Below are 18,678 nucleotides of genomic sequence, written 5' to 3' on the forward strand. Positions count from 1 at the left end.
ACCGGGGCTCTCCTTTCGGGCGTATTGCGGTCGACCGGAAGGCCAGGCGACTGGCATCGGATTGTTGCACTATCGATGTCACTTCCGAGGCGAGGGGCCTTTGTGCTAGGCTTCTCCATCAGGATCGCCGGCGTCACGAGACAGGGGCATTCTCCGCATGGCTGATGATCGCAAGACAACCGTCCAGACGCCGCTCGGATCCGAAGCGCTGACCTTCACGCATCTCATCGGCGGCGATGAGGTCAGCCGGTGTTTTGCCTTCACTGTCGGCTTCATCAGTTCCGACGAAAATGTCGACGCATTGAAGCTGCTCGGGAAACCCTTATCGGTAGAAGGAGAAAGTGGAGACAAGAAACGCTGGTTCAGCGGGCTGGTCACCGATTTTCGCCTGACGCGCATCGAAGAGAGGTTTGCCTACTACGAGGCGGAGGTGCGACCCTGGCTTTGGTTGCTCGGCAACAGCACCGATTGCCGTATCTTCCAGAATATGAGCGTCGTCGAAATCGTCGAGAAGATCTTTTCTAAGTACAAGGCAGCGAAATTCGAGAAGCGGTTGCAGGGTTCCTACGAGGCTCGGGAATACTGCGTGCAATATGACGAAACCGACCTCGACTTCGTGCAGCGGCTGCTCGAGCACGAAGGCATCATGTATTTCTTCGAATATGATGAGGGCGAACACACTCTGGTTCTTGCGGATGCCATGAACAAGCTGAAGCCTGCACCAGGCTACGGCAGCGTCAAGTTCCGGGCCGAGGGCGATCCCGTGCGCCGGGATGAGGAATACATGACGGACTGGGTCGCGACTAGTTCCGTCCTTCCCGGCACCTTCGCCCACACGGACTACGACTTCACCAAGCCCGGCGCCGACCTCATGGCGCAATCGGCGCAACCTTTCTCTCATGCGGAGGCACAGGGCGAACATTACCGCCATCCCGGCGCGCATCTGACGGTCGGTCGCGGCGACGCGGTTGCCGTGCTGCGGCGGGAGGAAATTCAGGCGTCACATCAACGGATCGCCGCTGCCGGCACTGTGCGGGGTCTCGCCTCCGGCTGCACCTTCAAACTCGAGAATTTCCCGCGCAAGGACCAGAACGCGGAATATGTCGTGCTGCACGCCGATTATCGTCTCTTCGATCCGGGTTACCGGCCCGCAGCCTATGCGGAGGAAGAAACCTTTCGAGCCACATTCCAGGTGGCTCCGACCTCCATCAGTTATCGGCCACCTCGCAACACGATAAGGCCTATCATGCGCGGACCGCAGACTGCCACCGTGGTCGGACCCGCCGGCGAGGAGATCTTCACCGACAAATATGCACGCGTGAAAGTGCAGTTCCACTGGGACCGTCTCGGCAAGAAGGACCAGAACAGCTCCTGTTTCGTACGCGTCTCGCAAACCTGGAGCGGTGCGGGCTGGGGGTTTATTCAGATCCCCCGTATCGGTCAGGAAGTGATCGTCGACTTTCTCGAGGGTGATCCCGACCGGCCGATCATCACCGGCAGGGTCTATAACGGCAAGGAAATGCCGCCCTACGAACTGCCCGGACATGCCACCCAATCCGGGTTGAAGACGAATTCCTCTCCTGGCGGGGGCGGGTGGAACGAATTGCGTTTCGAAGACAAAGCCGGATCGGAGGAGGTTTATTTCCAGGCGCAGAAAGACCACAACCTCCTGATCAAGCACGATCGCAGCAAACTCGTCCAACACGATCAGTCGGATCGCATCGACAACAACGCCAAGCACTCCGTCGGCGTGAACCTCGACGAGGATATCGGCAACAACAAGACGACCAAGGTCGGTGTCGACCGCACCGTCGCTATCGGATCGAATGATACCGAGACGGTGGGGGTCAATCGATCTCTGACTGTGGGCGCCAATGAGACGATCAGTATCGGCTCAAACTCGACGGAAACGATCGGCGCCAGTCATACCCAGACCGTCGCCATAGTCCAGACGGTGACGGTTGGCGCCGCACGCGTCGATAGCGTCGGCGCGACAGAGACCAGATCGGTCGGCGCGACCCAATCGAATACGATCGGCGCGTCCCGTTCCATCAGCGTCGGTGCCGGCCAGAGCCACGACATCGGCGCCTCCGACAGCTGGAAAATCGGCTCAGACCAGAGCGTGTCGATCGGCGGCGGGCAGACGAGCAGCATCGGCAAGGCGCGTAGCGCCAAGATCAGCGATGACGATTCCACGGAGATCGGCGGAAGTAGGGCGGTGAAAGTCGCCAAGGGCAGTCTTGTCGAGGTGGGTGAAGACGGAGCGATCAAGATCGGTCAGGACCTGCTGATCGAAGCGGGGGACTCGGTCGTCATCAAGTGCGGCTCAGCAAGCATCGCGATGAAGAAGGACGGCACGATCTCGATCGAAGGCAAGGACATTTCGATCAACGCCTCGGGCAAATTCAATGGCAAGGCCTCGGGAGAGGTCACATGGAAGGGCAGCAAGATCAATCATAATTGAGGACGGGTCATATGTCCGACATTCTGGAGCGGATTGAGGGAGTGGTCATCGGGCTGTTGCTAGGTTTCGATGCAGGCGTGCCACTGGTCGTGTTTCCCGGCAATCCCGTGGAGACAGCGCTCCGTGCGAAAAGCTTGACAGAGCTCACTTCTGCCATGGTCGGGGCTGAGGTAGCGTTACTCTTCGAGGGTGGGGACCCGTCTCGGCCGCTGATCCTAGGGCGCATCGTCGATCCGGCGCGCGGGGCGCCGACGCCGAATGTCGTTCGTGACGGCGAGCGTGTTCAGATCACAGCCGGAGAGCGGATCGAGCTTCGTTGCGGCAAAGCGACGATCATCATGGAAAAGGATGGGCACATCACCATCCGCGGCACTTATGTGACGAGCCACGCTAGCGCAGCCAATCGCGTCCGTGGTGGATCGGTGAACCTCAACTAATGCCCGCCGCTCCCGTCCTTCGCGAGATCGTCCGCCAACACGCCGAAATGGCGGCGTTCTTATGGACCGTCTATGACTATCATTTGCTTCACCCGGACGAAAATCCTGACATGGATGAGGAGCGGCTTGCTCGGCTGGTCGAGCGGCTTGAGGCCCATTTAGACGGCTTAAGAGTGGCGGGGCAGGCAGGGCAGGATATCGCCAAGGAGCGATATGCGGAATTTCCCGAGGCGGGCGAGCTATTTGTGGTGCGGATGCTGAGCGCCAGACGATTGATCGCTGTGAAGGAACTGGACCTGGACAAGGTCCGCGAATATCTGACCGTCAACGGCGCAAGCGCTCAGAGATAACGCCTGCTCATGTCGATGACCTGAATATACAGCTGTCCGTCGTAGCCAAATTCGAACCCCGACCAGGAATTTCCGTCAAACACGAATATCTCTTTCCACCCGGTGACGACGAGCAAATCGGGCGACGGCTGCATCGCATAGGCAAAGCCCAAGGCCCGGAACTCTTTCAGGACGTGATTGTCTTGGACGAAAACCCCGAAGTCATTATCGCCCCAAAACCGCGCCCCCTTGAAGTCACATATCGACATGAAATCACTGTCGGGCGCCTTGATCTCTTTCAACAGATTGTCTCGGTACTCTAAGCAGATGCCGTCTTCGCAGCCGATGCTGACCGTCCCGTTAGGCGAGACATGGATCGCTTCGATTGAGCGGTTGAAATCGAGCGGGACCTGCCGCCAACGGTCCCCTTGTAGATGGAGGAGAGTACCATTGTTGCCCGCCACATGAAGGAGCTCGGCCGACGGCCCATGCATGGCCCTCAGGAATGACGATACCAGCGGTTGGATCGGCTGCCACGAAATGCCGTCAAAACGACACACGCAGCCGTCCTCGCCGTAGGTGAAGAGAGTTCCATCGGGCAGGCGGAACAGCTTGTGAAAGAAGGGCTCTGGCGCCCGTGCGATGGTGTGCGAACTGCCGCGCAGGAAATGGGTGAGGCCGCCGACCTCCAGCAACACGTGATCATCTTGCGAACCGCTGATGTGCGACAACATCTGGTTTTCCAGCTGCAAGAGAACATGAAACCGGGCGCTCCGCCCAGTGAAATCCACTAACAGCAGATAGGAACGGCCGCACTCCCTATATTCATCGCTGAGTTCAATCGACACGCCAAAAAGCGTGCCGCCAAGGTGATAGCCGCGCATTGCCTCCAGGTAGACTTCCTGTGAAGGCACATCGTCTATTGTCTTGCGCCCGGTCATGCCACTGTCCTGTGACGCATCGTCCGCATCTCATTAAGTTCCTCCATTGATTTCTTGGGAGGAGGGGGACCGACGACGCTCTGGATATAGGCCATAAATATCATGGTTAGACATTTCGCGACCTTCTCTTGCGTGGCAGGGCTCGAATTCTTGCACTCCTTGTGTTGTTCGGAGATCGACTTCGTTCCCTTGGCGACAGCCCCCCGTAACTTAGGGGACCTGCCTGTCTGAGCTTCCAGTTTTGCGTTGTAGTCGTTGACCGCCTTCGTCTTCGTGTCGTGGGGAGTGTCCTTGCGGCTTCCTTTGCCGGTTTCCTGGAACCCGCCGCCCTTCTTGTGCTTCATCGACCGGATGCAGACACATGGTGCCGTGCGCACGCTGTAATCCTTCCACTGATCGTAGGAGGTATTATGAGCACGATCGGGCTGGAAGTATTCGTTTCCGACATAGTGTTCCGACTGATATCCCTGCGGACAATTTTTCTTGTTGTGCGGATGCAGACGTAGGTTCATCTTCTGCAGCAGCGTGCCGCACGTGATTCCTCCGACATTTGCCGAGAGCACATGAAGCCAAGGCGGCGTACCGGCCTGTGGCGATGCGTGGTCATTGGTCGCCATATCGCTGAATCGAATGACCGGCTCGCCATCGAATTTCACGTCATTCGACCAGGAGTGGAAATACTCCTTGCCTGTATTCCTTGAGGTGATGAGGTTTTTCTTGGGGGCGCAACCGGCTTCTGTGCCGGTTGTCTTCGACAGATAGGATTTGTTCTTGATGTTGACCGTCTGGCCGCCGATTTTGACCGTGCTCGTGCCCTTGTCGGTATCGCTCGAGGTGCCGAAGCTCGGATAGGGAACGGGCACGCCCGGTGGCGTAGCGGGCGTCTGGGGCGGAGTGAAGCAGGTGTCGGGAAATGCGGCAATGGTCTTTCCATCGGTGTCCTTGCCCGAAATCTCCAATCCGTTCGCAAAGACATTTCCCATCACTGCACCCTGAATGAGAAGATGGCAGCACCGCAGGCACCGCTGTCGTTGGATGCCTCGATGAGGACGGGGCTGCCGCCCGAATAGCCTTTGGCGGCTGCGGTCATCGCCATTCCGACCATGATCGGCACGACGGCGGCTCCCACGTTGCCGAGCGATTCGGCGGGAGACCGGATATCCTGGAAGTCGTGGGCCCCGCGAACCAGCCGGATCGACGCAAGGGCCGATTGTCTGAACCAATATTGCTCACCGATGAGATCTGCGATCCTATAGCCAAGCCCCGCCATTTCGATCCCGCATTCCGCCAGGGCCTCCCTATAGGCTGCCGTCATGCCATCGCCACGCAATGGTAGATGCATCCCGTCCGCATCGAGCCCGTTGTAGATGAAAGCCTGTTCTCGACTGAGACCTAGCCCGGCGAGTCGGAAATTGCCTTGTCCTGCCCGGCCGCAGAGGATCGCGCCGGCTGCTTCGCCCGGAATGAAACCATTGGCGTTGTCTGGCGTCAGCAATCGGTTCTCGGCCAGATAGTGCGTGACCGTTCCAGCCGTGAGATAACTATCCACACCGGCGATGACGACGTGGTCTGTATCCGAATCGGCCAACAATCGCGCTGCCGTTCGCAAAGCGGCATGTCCTGCCGGCCTTCCTTCGCTGATCACGCGCGTGGGCCCGGTGGCAGAATTCCCAAGGAGATCGCCAATTCGGCGGACGAGCCGCACGTTATCTTCGATCGGTGAACCGGAACGGCCTTCCTCTGGAAGGCAAAGTACCAGCTGGGCGGCCATTGCACGCGGGGTGGACAAGGAATCCAGACTTTCTCGGATCGCGGCAGCAACCATGTAGGCCATACGCTGCTCGCCCACAACTTCGGGGATCAAAGGGATCGGAGCGCCGATGATCGGCTCATCCGGGCCGGACTGAAATCGGGTTTCCTGAAATCCATCAATGCGCGAACGTATGGCAGCACAGGCCGAAGGCGCATCGAGACCAACGGCGGTCACCATCCCGCAGGCAAGGACGTCCAGCGCACGGGCCGTCATGCGCCCACCTCATCATCAGCGACCAGTTCCTTCTGCGTTGCCACATCCCGGATATATTGCTTGCCTTGTTCCCGAGCTCTTCTCATCGTCGCTGTCGGACGACCGACCCAGGCCTCCTCGAACTCGGTAATGACTTTCCGTATCCGCACCTCCGTTCGCCAGACCATTGATAGGCGCCTGCTCTCGATGTCGAATAGCAGCGTGTCGGGTCGGATGACCTTGTCGAGCACTACCTCGTTATCGCGAAAGATCGTCATTGGCAGTGCCGTATCGGGCAGCAAAAACCATGTCTTCCCCTCGGGAGTGAGGTTGATGAGTATCACCTGCTCACCACCCTCGGGGTGAGATATCTGTTGATCGGCTGGCGCCATCTGAAAATAACGCTCATCGAAATCGGGAGGCAGGAACGGGAAGATGTTGTCGATCCAGTTCTGGTCATAGGTCCCCGCGAACTCGATCCTGCCCGGGCAACCCCGACCATATGGGCCGAAACTCATCGGCCGATAGTCTCCGAACGGCGAGCGGATTTCTTCGTCTACCGCTTGCGTGTTCGGCAGCGGCAGGCCGGGAACAAGGCGCTGATTGCTCGTGCGCGCCCAACCGGTACCGAAGGGGTTTTGCTTGTAACTTGCGGGCATCTCTTCGTCGGGATCGAGCCGGTCGATGCCACCCCAGGCCGTATCATACGAGAAGGGCTGACGCAGGAAGGGTTGCGGGGCGGGAGCAATGAAGGCCGGCCCCAGCGCCCGCCACTCGCGATGTCCGAGGACTTCGAAAACCTTTGACCAGTTGCCAACCTTGATTCCGACCGTGACGCGGTCGGCTGGACGGCCTTGTGGAGCGTAGGCGCATCCATTGGCGATAACGTCGCAGAACGTTTTGCGGAACGCGAAGTCGGATTCCCAAAGAGTTGCAGAAAAACCCGGTTCGCCGGTATAGGTGTCGGCCATGACCAGCGGGACTTGCTCAAGGGATTTCTGCGCGACTCCGCCCGCGACATCGGGGAAGTCGAAGGTTCCCTTGACGACGACAAGGATGTATTCCCGGCCCTCTTTATCCATGCCCATCGTGAATTCGGTGGGGTAACCCGTTTGGTTCCAGATCCTCATCGGACATGGCTCTCGTCTTCGGGGAAAAACTGCCCAAGCGCGGCATCGGGCATGGCAGCGTCGATCGCCGTGATCTTACGCTCCGATGTCCAGAAAACCATGTCTCCGAGCGGCCGGTCGCACGCTTTGGTCGCCGGAAATGGCAGTGCCGCAAGGGCGTTGGCCAACGCGTCGCCGTCCCTCCTATCATCTCTTGCTGACGTTCCTGTCGCTTCCAAACGATCGAACCAGTCTGAGGCAACGCTTGCAATCTCGATGGCGGCAAGTGGGGGCGCCGCGGCGATGGTCAGCGGAAACCGCCGGCCGGCACGATCAGCGCTGGCCAGGATCACGCCCGTCATCGGGCCGAATGTCTCCCCGCCGAGCAGAAAGCGCAGGACCGGAGCGTTCTCCATCGGCCCTTGCGAAAATCGGTGAACCAGATGCCGGCTGATCCAGCGGTCCCACCGCCCGACGAAGGAGGCCGGCAGGCGGCGTGTGACGAAATCGCCCACAGCCGGCAGCTTTCCAAAGAATCCGGGCAGGATCAAAGCTGCGTCGGGCACGAGAACCTCGCAAACATCTTCAAATCAAAGGGGTTGGCGACACTTGCCGCGCGAAGCTCGAAATCGGCGTAGTAGCCCTGGGCAGCAAGGCGCAGCTTGAAGAGCTCGGCAAGATTGGTCCCGCTCAGCCGACCGGCGCGCAGCATCCGCAGAAACGCCCAGCTTCCAGTCTCGCTGACCATCACTTCCGGCGAACCGTCGAGGGGCTGGAAGGCGAGGGTGATCACGCCGGTTCCATCCCTGCCGGGCCAGGTCATCGGCTGCGGGCGCGTCGGGTTGTTGAAGTAAGAGAGACTCTGACCGTCGACATTCAAGGTCACGCGGCTGACTGTCGGCGAAAGATCTTTCGGCTCGAGCGTGAAGGTCAGGATCGGCCCCGCGCCTCCCGGAAAGAGACTGTCGCGGATCAGCCGCGCCTGCTCCAGCGCCGCCAGAGGCCTGGGATCGAGCTTGATGTCGGAGCGCCATTTCCAAGGGTGGCTGGTCGTGTCGATGTAGTTGACCAGATTATTATTGATAAAGCTGTCGATCAGCCCGCCGGGACCGAAGACGCGCTGGAAGTCAACGACATTCACATCGATTGCGCTGTCGGGGACGAACGGATAGCGATTGGTTAGCGCCGCCTGGCAGAAGGGAAGCACGTCGGCACGCCAGATGGCGTTGAGCTCAGAAGTGACTGCCCCTGTTGCCAGCGCGCTGGTATTGCCGGCCAGTCCGGCCAGCCAGTCGTCCAGCGGATCGGGAAGGGTCACGGCTTGTTTCGCCACTGCACCGGTCAGCTCCGCCAGGCCGCCCTGTCTTTTCATTGCGTCCTGCGCATCCGGGCTTGCCGACACGGTCTGAAGCATGTTCGACAGCGCGGTCAAGGCTGCGACTGCATCATTGAGTGCGGGAGGCTGGCCATCGACCTCGACAATGGCCGCCTTGATAGGTTTGAAATGCTCGGCGACCAGCGCCCCCGAAAGATCTACATCCGATGTGGAGCCGGCTTTGGGCATTATCTTCACGCCCTTGGCGGCAAGCTTGCCGATCTTGCCAAGCTTGGACAAAAGCTTGGATGCTCCTGGCGGAGGAGCCCGGCCCCCGCCGTCATCGGCACGGGTCAGTTCCGTCTCGCGCACGATCGCGGTCAGCAAACGCTTCATTGATGAATCGGCGCTGGAGAGATCCTTGAGGTTTTCACTGGCCGTCTGCAGGTCGGCCAGTGGTGCAAGCCTGACGTCCCGCATGAAGCTGTCCCACTTGGCGATATAGTCGTCATAGTAGAGTTTAAGGATATCTTGCGAGAGGACGGCAACCGACGGGCTGGCGCTCTCGGAGCATCCGCCGGCAAAAACCGAGCGGTCCAGCGCGGCCTGCGTTGCGACGTCTTCAAGCCGGGTCAGGATCACGTTGTGGAATCCGTCATAGGTGAAGGCGCCGCTGATGCCGACCCTCAGCGTCTTGTCGGAGCGCCGCGCGAGAACCTTCAGGCCGTTCGGGCCGACATGATCTGCCGGGATCCATTCCTTCAGCGCCGTGACCTCCGGATCGGAGAGCAGCGCGCTATAGGCGCGAACCGGCAACGGGATCGAGCAGATCGTACGGAGCGCTTCGCCTACCAGCGCTTCGTCAGGTGCGACGAAGGCCTGTTCCGTTGCCATATTGTCGATCGCAGCAAGCTGATGATCTGCGGCCACCTCGGTCTTGAAAGGTGGCACGGGCGCCGATTCAGGCAATTTCTCCGTCCACCATTGCTTGGCGAAGTCCGTGTCCATCGGCGACAGGCCGGTCATCATGCGATAGGTTTTCAGCGCCCCCAACTGGAACTCGGGATCGCGGATCTGCCGCCACATCGTCGCCTCGAGCAGCGCGACCATGCGTGGTTCCAATATATTGCGCAGGGTGCGGTGGTAGGCGTCCGATTGCGCCTGGAGAATTTCGGTTTCAGCGGAAGGACCTATCAAGGAGGCTATTCCGCCTGGCTGGTCTGTCCGTGCATTCGCCACTTCCGTGGCGGCTTCGAGCGCCAAATCAATGTCGAGGGGATCCACCGGCGCTTGGCGTGCCGCAACCGGCGTCAGGGGAAGCTGCAGGGCCTCGAGCTGTTCGGCCTGCGCCGCCAGGGCGGCGTCGTTCTTCCGATAGGATATCGTGAATAACAGGCCGGCGATGACCACGAATCCTGTTGCTGCCACGGCGGCACCGCGCCAGATCCAGATACGCCGATCCTCTGCCGCCGGATCGAAAGTGCCGAGGCCAGCCTCCCTGAAAATGACCTTCGTCAGCAGGTCTTTGAGGAAGAAGCTGCGCTTTTCGGCCCTAAACATCGGTGCAGCGGGTTGGGCAGGCAGGCCGAAGGATGATGCCAATGCTGCCGTCAGCCGGTCGATTGCCGTACCTTCCTGCGTGGCGGAGGTCAGATAAATACCCCGCAACCAGGCGCTTTCCGCATATTTGCTTTCGCCGAAGACGGTCTCGATCAGCACACGAACAGGTTCTGAAAGGCTTTCTACCTGAGCTGGGAATCGAAATATTTCCGCCCGGGCGGTCAGGTTCTCTTCGCCTTCGAGACGCGGAATGAGACGTCGTTCGAGCACGCCCGCCAAGGCCGAGAACTCACCGGTGACTTCGCTGCCCTCGATGCGGGCGCCTGGCGGGAAGGTCACGCCCCACACCTGTTCACGATCGGCTGTCGAGAGCGCCCCGAAGAAGCTTTCGAAGCCCTTTATCAGGTCCGCTTTCGTCAGCATGAGATAGACGGGCAAGCGGATCCCGATGCGCTCCTGAAGCTCGGCCAGGCGTTTGCGGATCTGCCTGCCATGCATCCGGATCGCCGCATCGTCTTCCGACAGCGTGTCGATGCCGAGCGCCACGATCACCCCATTCAACGCACGACGGCCCCTGTGCTTTTTCAACAGATCGAGGAAGCCCAGCCATTCCGCTGCATCGACCTCCGGCTGGCTCTCCTGCTGAACGTAGCGACCGGCCGTATCGATCAGCACCGCCTCCTCGGTAAAGAACCAATCGCAATTGCGCGTGCCGCCAACGCCGTGAAGGTCGTCGGTCAGATCGATCGGGAAGCTCAATCCGGATTGCCGCAGGGCTGTTGTCTTGCCGGTGGCAGGCGGGCCGATGATGACATACCACGGCATTTCGCGGAGAAACTTTCGGCCGCCGACCTTCTGGCGTTTGAGACCCGCCATCACCTCCCGGAATTTCACTCCGACGGCGGCAACGCCCTCTTCAGCCGGACTTGGCGGAGCCTCAGGCTGAGGAGCAATCTCGGAAACGAAGAGGCGGTTGGCGCGCACCGCGCGCCGCCGCGCCGCAACCCACCAGATGATGAACACGAGGAACAAAAGGCCGATGATGATCAGTCGCACGATCTCGGAAGCAAACGGCGCACTGTCTCCGACACTGACAATAGGGCCGAATATCCAGACGATGAGGGACAGCAAAATGAGCCCGATGAAGGTCCAGAGCCAGCGAGAGGTGAGAACAGCCCAGAGGAACCGGAAGATCGCCATCTCAGAGCCTCTTTTGAATAAGGATTTCGATGCGGCGGTTGGCGGCCCGACCCTCGCGGCTGCCGTTTCCCGCAACCGGCTGTGTCGCCGCGCGTCCTTGCGATTTCAGCTGTCCGGTCGGCGCGCCGGAGGCGGCCAGCAATGATGCAATCGTTGCAGCGCGGGCCTCGGAGAGGCGCTGGTTATTGGACAGCGGATTGCTCGCTTGCAGCGGCACATTGTCAGTGTGCCCGGTGATGGTAATGCCGCCGATCAGTTCCGCATTCTGCTTGAGAACCGCTGCGATGGAAGCAACAAGGGGTTCAAAGCTCTTCGTCAATTCGGGTCTAGCGGATTGGAAAAGCTCCGGTGTGCTTGACTGCAAAAGAAGCGTGACCGACGAGGCGTTTTCATTTCCTTTCAGTGCCGGCAGCAGCGAGGCGGGCGCTGCGGCGCGAAATTCCGGCAGCAACTGGAAAATAACGGGCTCCACGGGCGGTGCGTTCGGCGGTGGTGTCCGCTTCTCGGGGCGATATATTTCCGCCCGCTCGGGCGGCGGCAGTGCCCGCACCAGCGTTGCAAGTTCCTCCGCCTTGGTGTCGAGCCGCATCGACAGCAACATGTAAATTGCCGTCGACAGCGCTGCAGCAACGACGGCTAGGACCCAGATCGGCACGGCAAAACGGGATGGCTCGTCAGCCGCTGCAACGCCCTCCCATCTGGGCGAGAGCGGTGCAGCTTCAGCATCGGCGTCACGCAGAAAACGAGCCGCGGCGGCGCGAACGGCGCTGATCGAGCGGTCGCCGGCACGGCCAGGCACACGGTACTTGCCGCGAAAACCAAGCGCCAGGCAGAAATAATAAAGCTCCAGCAATTCCTGATCACGACCGGGATGGCGCTCCAATTCTTCCAACCGGGCAAAAAATTGCGCTCCGGCATCGACATCGCCACGGAGCATCACGACCAGCGGCTGGCGCGGCCATGCGCTTGCTCCACCCCAGGGCGTGTTCAGCGCCAGATCGTCGAGCAGCGAGGCGACAGCCCAGGCGGCCGAGTCCGCCCGCGCAAGCGCCGAACCGGAGGCCACCGCAGCGTCGCGGGCCGCAATAAGCTCTTCCATCAGTCTCGTTCGCAGCAATTCTGGATTGCTCGGTGGCAACGCACTTTCGAGTTCCGGTGCAAATTCCAGCAATTTGGCGAAAGCACTGATCAGCATGTTTGGATGAGATCGCGCCCTTCTTGCCAGGGTTCCGGCAGCAGGGACCTGCCTTGCGCTCGCCGAGGGCGCGGGGCGGATGCGTGTACGACCCTTATCGCCCGAAAGACCGAATGGATCCTCACTTGCCATGGCGCTACCTGTTAACCGAATAGCAGTCGACTTGCGGTTCGCTGGGCAAAACGCCCGACACGCCGATTACAAAGCCGGGCGAACGCAGAAGGGATTCCCAATGCTCGCTGCGCTGATCCAGCTCAAGGCAGAGACGGTCACCGTCATAGGGGATCTCGCGAGGCTGCGAATGAAGCGGCTTCAGGCGGATGCCCGGCAGTCGTGACTTCCACAGGGCCTCGAATTCGTCGGCAGCACCCACGGTGACCTGATCGACGAAGATCTTGCGCAGCGCGTCCTCGGACATGTCACATCCGACCCGCACGACAATGCGGCTGGCGGTCAGCAATTCGGGATTGTCGACCCGAACCTTCCAGACGTTGGTCGCGTGTTTGAGCACGGGCAATGCCCGCGACTTGGGCTCGACATAACGCAGGCTAAGGAGCAGCGAACGCAAAGTGTCTGCGAGCGCCGCAAAGGCAGGTCCCGGCGCCATGTGATCATAGGTCGGAAGCTCGGTCAGCCGTCGGGAGCCGGACCCGTAGGTCGCCATTCGCCCAGCAAGCCCGCTCAGTTCCAGAAAGAGTTCCGCCGGGTGAAAAACCTCCTGGGGAAGCATGTGGGCCAGCCGCGGACGTGCCGTGTTGGCGAGATCGAGTACCAGCAGGTTTTCCACGCTGCGGCCGGCGCCGCCGAGAACCATTTTGCCATGTGCATCGGCGATACGGTCGAGCCCGGTTATCACCTCCTGCATCAACTGGCCGTAGAAAGCCACGGCCCCGGTCGTCAGGGCTGGTGGCAGAAAGTTTTCCCCCATCGCGACGCTGCCGTCGGCCAGCAGCCCGTTGACCTTCGCGACCGGCATCGCGGTATAGCCGCCGGTCATCTGCACCGGCGACAGGAGCAGGGCTTGGGGGCGGGCAATCTCGATCTCTTCCGGGTCGGCGCCCCCATGCACGGCGTCACGCACGCGTTCGATCTGGCCCTTATAACGCGCACCCGTCGGCTCGCTATGAGCGGCATCGAAGCTCGCTCCGCCCGGCGGTTCCAGTGGCAGGGCAAGCTGCACCGCCCCTGCACCCATGTCGCGGGTGATGGCCAATGGAACCGGCGCATCCATCGTCTCGGGAATGGAAAAGGGCGTGCCGTCCGGAAAAATGCCGCGCGCCGACAAGACGGCAACGCGGCCTGCTTCAATCTGTGCGGTGTCCAGCGTAAGGGATCGAAAGCCGAAGGTCTGCAACCTCCCCGCCTGCAGCGCGCCGCGTATCAGGGCCTCGGTATACCGGTCTTGCTGCTGAAAATGCTGCGTCCGAAGGAAAAGTCCCTCGGACCAGAGCACCTTATTCGTGTCGGTCATGCTGGAACGCCCTCCCTTCAGGCGAGCGCGAGCGCCATGCCGCCGCTACTCAATGCTACATTCGCCGTCACCGTCGATTCCGGCCTGATCGGGACGGCCTGCCGCCAGACACGGCCGCCGGGCGTCCTGAAAAACGCGACCACCCCGAGGAACGTGGCTTCCGGCGGGAACGCCACCGTTTTGGTGGCCGATCCCCCGGGAGAGACCGTCAACTGGTCGGAGCCGAGAAGGTCTGCCCCGAGTGCGGAGGCAGGGTCGGACTGGAGGGCGAAAATGTCGGCAGAATTGAACTTTCCGACATCCTTGAGCCTGAGAACGAGCACGCTCACCGGGCGATCCCCGCCATCAGCGGCAAGATTCATCCCCGCCTGTCCCGTCGCCTTTACGGTCACGGTCGAGGATTTCGGCGGACCGCTCACGCAGCCGGAAATCAAGCCTGTCGCGCCGAGCATCATCAAGAAACCACGTCGGTGAAGCATTATTCTTTCTCCCTCTCTTCATAGCCGTCCCGGAAATCGCTGCCGATTTCGCCGAGGAAGCGCGTTGATGCGCTCCTGGCTATTTCGCGATAGCGTTTCTCGTAAAGTTCCCAGAGCTTTGCCCGTCGCCCGCCCGCAAGCAGTGCGTCCCAGGCCGATTGAGACTTCAATTCGCTTTCCAGCGCCGCCGGATCGAAGCGCTCCACCATCCTTGCCAGGGCAGCTTGGACGCCGCGCCACGTGCGCACATGATGGTGGGCGAGATCGCGGATGGATCCGTTGATCGCCGCTTCGGGCGGCAGGAAGCCGGCATTGCGTTGCGTGAGGAACGTCGCGATCACATCGTCGACCGTTGGCATGAATTTGAGAGGGTTGACCTCGGAGGCCCCGACAACAGTCTGTGCGATCCGGGCCTCGCCCTTTTCTTCGGCCCGCTTGCGCAGAAGATGGATTAACCCTTCCAGCATCGTCCGGTATTCCCGACCGAAATTCTCCATTTGGACGACGGGATCGGCAGACGGAAATTCTTCGCCACTGAAGCCCAATCCGCGCAGAAAGGCGTCGCGAAGGTCGGTCTCGCTAGGCACTGACTTCTGTTGCCTCGGCTCCGGCTGTGGTTCCGGATTGGGTTGCGGCCTGATTGGTGGGGTGGCGAGCTCCGGAGCCGGCTGCTCTGCAGCCGTCCCCGGCAGAAAAAGATCCCAGGCACGGTTGTCCTGCCGCTGGGCCGGCAGCGGATCGAGGCTGAACGGATCGTCGAACAGGGGCGCGCTTTTTTGCGATTCCTGCCTGTCGGGATCGGCAAACGGCGCCGCAGCGGGGTGTTCGAACGGGTCAGGCAATCCGGTGGGCCGCCGGGGGGATTCAACCCGCTCGCTGCGTTCGGAGAAGAACGAATCCCGTTCGAAACTGATCGGCGGTGGCGATGTCGGTTGGTCATGCGGGCGCTCTGCCTGCAAGCTTTGCAGCTCGACGCGGACGACATAATTGCCGAGTTGCAGTCGGGCGCCGTCATGCAACGGAGCAGAATTTCCCGCTCCAAGTGGTGCGCGCGACCCGTCTATAAAGAGACCGCCGCTTGACGTATCCGTCACCTGGTATCGACCGTGAACGCAAGCAATGGTGCAATGGGCACGCGAAACATACATGTCCGGATCGTCGAGCCGCCAGTCGGCGTCTGCGCTGCGGCCGATGACGAGTTCGCCCTCGACGAGACGCATCTGGCGCACGGCCTGGGGCCTGGGGGACTGTTCGAGGGTAAGGATCAAGGCCATGCTGCGGCCTCCGCAATCTCAGGACGAAAACCAACGAGGGTGCGCATGCACAAATCGGCTGCGTCGCCTCGATCCGGTTTCGGAGCAAGCCAGGCGATATGCCCGAGCCGCGCTTTTCCCAGCTGCGCTGCAGGAACCTCGTCTCGTCTGAGCACGAGCCTGACATCCACATCGAGCCCGTTTCCCACCAGATCGCGGAGTGCCGTTTGCAAAGTTGTACGCCGTTCGCTGCCGGGCAGAAAGGCTGCGTAGTCACCAAGCGTCAATGGTCCGACGGAGAGTTCGATCCTCTGCTGTCGCTGGAATGTTCTCGGCCCGATCGTGGCGCTTCTGCAGAGCTGTGCGTAGCCGCCGGCAAGGCGGGACTGGATCCTTTGCGGTATGTCCATCCAGACACCGACAAATTCCCGAAGCCTGAAGGGAACCTTGAAATGATCGCCAAGAAACTGCGTGAGCCTTTCAGGCCCATCGACCTGATGAGCAAGGGCTGCGGCGTGAGCAAGCTTCGTCATGTCGATCGCGGTCGGCTGACGATCTGTCCTGCCTCTCAGGCCGATCCCCGCCATGGCCGAGGCCATGGCCCGAATGCGACCGCCCTCGGCGCGCTCGATCTGAACGGCCGGGTGCGCATCCGCCCACGCCCGATAGAAAAGCGCGATCATGCGATGTTGAAGCACATTGACGAAGTCGACGAAGGTGGTGTCGCTGACCTCGCGCATGTCGGCACCGGCAAACCAGCGCTGCGACAGGCGATCCAGCACCCAGCGCGTCAGATAAAGCGGCATCGGACCTTCTGGGCCGAGCAAACCGATCGTGGCCACCGTTACCCGGGCGGGCGCTGTTTCGGTGGAAGGCTCGAGCCTTGCGATGTCCTGCACGGCAAAACCCAGCCGTATGTGCTGCCCGAGCCTGGCTGGTTCCCGCTGCGGTGGGCCTGCCTGCCCGAAGATCCTGTCTGCGTTTTCGAGCCGCCGCAGGAGCTCAAAAAAGTCGAACTGCTCGGCGGATCGGACGGCGTCATTCTTCAGATCAGGAAGCGGTTGCCCGGCGTTATCGGCCATAGCACATCCTCCTGTTTCTGCAGGATCCGCGCTCTCGTGCGCACGAACCCGTTAATCGCCGCGTAGCGGGCAAAAAGCCTCGAGAGCAGCGCCGTAAGCAACAAACTGCTATGCCCGGCAAGCACTGACTGGTCGACGTGGAGCGTGATGTCGCTGCCGCGGGCAAAGCACATCGGTCCAGCGATCGGCAGGCGCTCAATGAGAGGTCGCGCCTCCACTCTCGCAATGGCGCGTACATGCCGCGAGAGGCTTGGATCCCCCCGCTGGGCATAAAGATCGAGCAGGGCGTGAAGAGGGTCGACCCCGCGGCCTTCCTCCGCCAGGCTGAGAAAGTTCAGCGACAATTGTGCGATAAAGCGCCAGGCGAGTTCGTCGGCTCTTGAGGCTTCGACGGCGCCGGCAGGAAGCGTTGCCGGAATGGCAGGCCAGGGCTGGCGCAGCGCGCCAAGCAATTGCACGGTCTCGACAGGATCGCCGCTTTCGAGCGTAAGGGAGGGCGTGTCGTCCAGTATCGGCAGGTCCCTGTTGGTGCACAGGGCCGTCACTTCAATCCGCTTGAGCGGTCGCCCCGCTTTCGACTGCGCCGGCCGTGAGAGTGTGATGAAGACATCGTCTCCGACATAGGATGTGCGGGTTTGTCCCTGGCGAAGCTCGTCCTCGCTCGGACGCCGCGGGCGACGTTCTGTAAAATAGACCCAACCGTTTGTGCGGTTCTGTCCGAAACTGAAAAGTGCCGGTATCTCCGCATCAGAACCTTCGGCATCGGCGTCTTCCACACGCACGGCACGATAGATTTCAAAATCGCGCGGCCGAGTCCGATCGGCATGGAGGACCTGCCGGGTCCGCCGCGCATCGAGCTCGATGACGCTGCAGGAGCGTTCGAACAGGTTGATGATCGGCGTTGCGAAAAGCTCCAGATCCTTCGCGGTGAGGCCCGCAAGCTCAGGAACTGGCCGGCGAAGCAGGAAGACCAGCTCCAGCCTCTCGCCGCAACGGCGAACGACCGGCCGCATCCCCGTCACACGTGCATAGTGAAACCGCTCGGGGGCGATAAAATATTCGCGCAGGAGCCGGTAGCCCTCAAAAGTTTCGCGTGTGCGAGGCATGAGCGCCTCGTCGTCCGATATGCCGACCATCTCGGGCGCGGGCAGCGGCTTCAAGGGATTGTCCCGCCCCTCCGGGCGCGCGCCAACGCCACCGCAGGCGCCGAACAGCGTATCGAAGAGCAACGGCGCCTTGCTCTTTTCACTGAAATAAAGGTCGAGGCGATCGAGCGACAAGTCGGCCAGCTTGCCCTTGCCGGTTCGATTGATGGTGATGCTCAATCCGGAGGCGCCGGCAACTCCGTCGATGGCGCCGATCCCAGCCGCCGCGAGTCCGCTTCGGTCCTGTATGTAGGTCACGGAGCTGATCGCAAGCGGCCAGAGCGTCACGTCCTGGACCGTGGTGAAGATGGACCTCGTCGAAATGCCAGGCCGGACGCTTGAAACGAGCCTTGTTCCCCGCTTCAAAAGGTGACCTGCAAGCATGGTTTGAACTTGCTGGCCGGGCTTCAGCACGACCATGGCCGTCGCCGGCGCCGGCGAGACGAGGTCCGGATAGAAGTTTTCAAGCACGCTGCGGACATAGCGCGTGCTTTCGGCATCCACCTTCTGGCGGGTGCGGGCGGCCAGAAATGCGACGCCGTCAAGAAGCCGTTCGACAAAGGGGTCCGGACACGGAATGCTATCCAGAGAAAGGTTGCGCGCGATCGCGGGGTGCATATGGGCAAACTCGGCGGCAAGCGCGCGAATATGGGTGAGTTCCTCCTCATAATATTCAAGGAAGACCCGATCCAT

The 18,678-nt window shown here is 61.0% G+C and carries 15 protein-coding genes; 3 read left to right on the forward strand and 12 right to left on the reverse strand.

Going from position 1 to position 18,678, the window contains the following annotated elements:
• Positions 1-157: 157 nt before the first annotated feature.
• From N2597_RS26755 to N2597_RS26765, 3 genes are read left to right on the forward strand one after another with little or no spacing between them, the layout of a single operon-like run.
• The gene (locus tag N2597_RS26755; protein ID WP_183601870.1) at positions 158-2,464 is read left to right on the forward strand and encodes a type VI secretion system Vgr family protein; all 2,307 of its coding nucleotides are present in this window, start codon (positions 158-160) and stop codon (positions 2,462-2,464) included.
• 11 nt (positions 2,465-2,475) lie between these two features.
• Positions 2,476-2,901, forward strand: coding sequence for a DUF6484 domain-containing protein (locus N2597_RS26760; protein ID WP_009983572.1), 426 nt, complete (start codon positions 2,476-2,478; stop codon positions 2,899-2,901).
• Positions 2,901-3,251 (forward strand): hypothetical protein, encoded by a 351-nt coding sequence (locus tag N2597_RS26765; RefSeq protein WP_077988889.1) that lies wholly within the window; start codon positions 2,901-2,903, stop codon positions 3,249-3,251. Before N2597_RS26760 ends, N2597_RS26765 begins: the two co-directional genes overlap by 1 nt.
• Here the strand turns inward: N2597_RS26765 and N2597_RS26770 are convergent.
• From N2597_RS26770 to tssF, 12 genes are read right to left on the reverse strand one after another with little or no spacing between them, the layout of a single operon-like run.
• Complete coding sequence (locus N2597_RS26770) at positions 3,242-4,171, reverse strand: hypothetical protein (RefSeq protein ID WP_077988888.1); 930 nt, start codon at positions 4,169-4,171, stop codon at positions 3,242-3,244. The genes N2597_RS26765 and N2597_RS26770 overlap by 10 nt on opposite strands.
• Positions 4,168-5,154, reverse strand: a complete 987-nt coding sequence (locus N2597_RS26775; RefSeq protein ID WP_064684120.1) for a DUF4150 domain-containing protein — start codon at positions 5,152-5,154, stop codon at positions 4,168-4,170. The genes N2597_RS26770 and N2597_RS26775 overlap by 4 nt, the downstream gene beginning before the upstream one ends.
• Positions 5,154-6,197 (reverse strand): beta-ketoacyl synthase N-terminal-like domain-containing protein, encoded by a 1,044-nt coding sequence (locus tag N2597_RS26780; RefSeq protein ID WP_096762402.1) that lies wholly within the window; start codon positions 6,195-6,197, stop codon positions 5,154-5,156. Before N2597_RS26780 ends, N2597_RS26775 begins: the two co-directional genes overlap by 1 nt.
• Positions 6,194-7,306, reverse strand: coding sequence for a DUF2169 family type VI secretion system accessory protein (locus N2597_RS26785; RefSeq protein ID WP_077988886.1), 1,113 nt, complete (start codon positions 7,304-7,306; stop codon positions 6,194-6,196). Before N2597_RS26785 ends, N2597_RS26780 begins: the two co-directional genes overlap by 4 nt.
• Positions 7,303-7,851 carry a type VI secretion system-associated protein TagF gene (gene tagF / locus N2597_RS26790; protein WP_183601868.1) on the reverse strand — a complete coding sequence of 183 codons (549 nt, stop codon included), beginning with the start codon at positions 7,849-7,851 and terminating at the stop codon, positions 7,303-7,305. Before tagF ends, N2597_RS26785 begins: the two co-directional genes overlap by 4 nt.
• A complete protein-coding gene (tssM, locus tag N2597_RS26795) occupies positions 7,833-11,360 on the reverse strand; it encodes a type VI secretion system membrane subunit TssM (protein ID WP_183601866.1) in 3,528 nt (1,175 codons plus the stop codon). The genes tagF and tssM overlap by 19 nt, the downstream gene beginning before the upstream one ends.
• Position 11,361: 1 nt before the next feature.
• Positions 11,362-12,687, reverse strand: a complete 1,326-nt coding sequence (icmH, locus tag N2597_RS26800; protein WP_096762399.1) for a type IVB secretion system protein IcmH/DotU — start codon at positions 12,685-12,687, stop codon at positions 11,362-11,364.
• Positions 12,688-12,691: 4 nt separating this feature from the next.
• Positions 12,692-14,026, reverse strand: coding sequence for a type VI secretion system baseplate subunit TssK (gene tssK, locus N2597_RS26805; protein ID WP_096771165.1), 1,335 nt, complete (start codon positions 14,024-14,026; stop codon positions 12,692-12,694).
• Between the two features lie 17 nt (positions 14,027-14,043).
• A complete protein-coding gene (tssJ, locus tag N2597_RS26810; protein ID WP_096771212.1) occupies positions 14,044-14,505 on the reverse strand; it encodes a type VI secretion system lipoprotein TssJ in 462 nt (153 codons plus the stop codon).
• On the reverse strand, positions 14,505-15,779 hold the full coding sequence (tagH, locus tag N2597_RS26815; RefSeq protein WP_096771164.1) for a type VI secretion system-associated FHA domain protein TagH: 1,275 nt from the start codon (positions 15,777-15,779) through the stop codon (positions 14,505-14,507). Before tagH ends, tssJ begins: the two co-directional genes overlap by 1 nt.
• Positions 15,770-16,840, reverse strand: a complete 1,071-nt coding sequence (gene tssG / locus N2597_RS26820; protein WP_183601864.1) for a type VI secretion system baseplate subunit TssG — start codon at positions 16,838-16,840, stop codon at positions 15,770-15,772. Before tssG ends, tagH begins: the two co-directional genes overlap by 10 nt.
• The gene (tssF, locus tag N2597_RS26825; protein WP_009994446.1) at positions 16,804-18,678 is read right to left on the reverse strand and encodes a type VI secretion system baseplate subunit TssF; all 1,875 of its coding nucleotides are present in this window, start codon (positions 18,676-18,678) and stop codon (positions 16,804-16,806) included. The genes tssG and tssF overlap by 37 nt, the downstream gene beginning before the upstream one ends.

Origin of the sequence: Rhizobium sophoriradicis (genome assembly GCF_025200795.1) — a bacterium.
GTDB lineage: Bacteria > Pseudomonadota > Alphaproteobacteria > Rhizobiales > Rhizobiaceae > Rhizobium > Rhizobium sophoriradicis.

Coding starts and splice junctions, on each gene's coding strand:
- N2597_RS26755 (WP_183601870.1), top strand. CDS start 158: ATGGCTGATGATCGCAAGACAACCGTCCAGACGCCGCTCGGATCCGAA.
- tssJ (WP_096771212.1), bottom strand. CDS start 14,505: ATGCTTCACCGACGTGGTTTCTTGATGATGCTCGGCGCGACAGGCTTG.
- N2597_RS26780 (WP_096762402.1), bottom strand. CDS start 6,197: ATGACGGCCCGTGCGCTGGACGTCCTTGCCTGCGGGATGGTGACCGCC.
- N2597_RS26765 (WP_077988889.1), top strand. CDS start 2,901: ATGCCCGCCGCTCCCGTCCTTCGCGAGATCGTCCGCCAACACGCCGAA.
- N2597_RS26775 (WP_064684120.1), bottom strand. CDS start 5,154: ATGGGAAATGTCTTTGCGAACGGATTGGAGATTTCGGGCAAGGACACC.
- icmH (WP_096762399.1), bottom strand. CDS start 12,687: ATGGCAAGTGAGGATCCATTCGGTCTTTCGGGCGATAAGGGTCGTACA.
- tssK (WP_096771165.1), bottom strand. CDS start 14,026: ATGACCGACACGAATAAGGTGCTCTGGTCCGAGGGACTTTTCCTTCGG.
- tssG (WP_183601864.1), bottom strand. CDS start 16,840: ATGGCCGATAACGCCGGGCAACCGCTTCCTGATCTGAAGAATGACGCC.
- tssF (WP_009994446.1), bottom strand. CDS start 18,678: ATGGATCGGGTCTTCCTTGAATATTATGAGGAGGAACTCACCCATATT.
- N2597_RS26785 (WP_077988886.1), bottom strand. CDS start 7,306: ATGAGGATCTGGAACCAAACGGGTTACCCCACCGAATTCACGATGGGC.
- tagH (WP_096771164.1), bottom strand. CDS start 15,779: ATGGCCTTGATCCTTACCCTCGAACAGTCCCCCAGGCCCCAGGCCGTG.
- tssM (WP_183601866.1), bottom strand. CDS start 11,360: ATGGCGATCTTCCGGTTCCTCTGGGCTGTTCTCACCTCTCGCTGGCTC.
- N2597_RS26760 (WP_009983572.1), top strand. CDS start 2,476: ATGTCCGACATTCTGGAGCGGATTGAGGGAGTGGTCATCGGGCTGTTG.
- N2597_RS26770 (WP_077988888.1), bottom strand. CDS start 4,171: ATGACCGGGCGCAAGACAATAGACGATGTGCCTTCACAGGAAGTCTAC.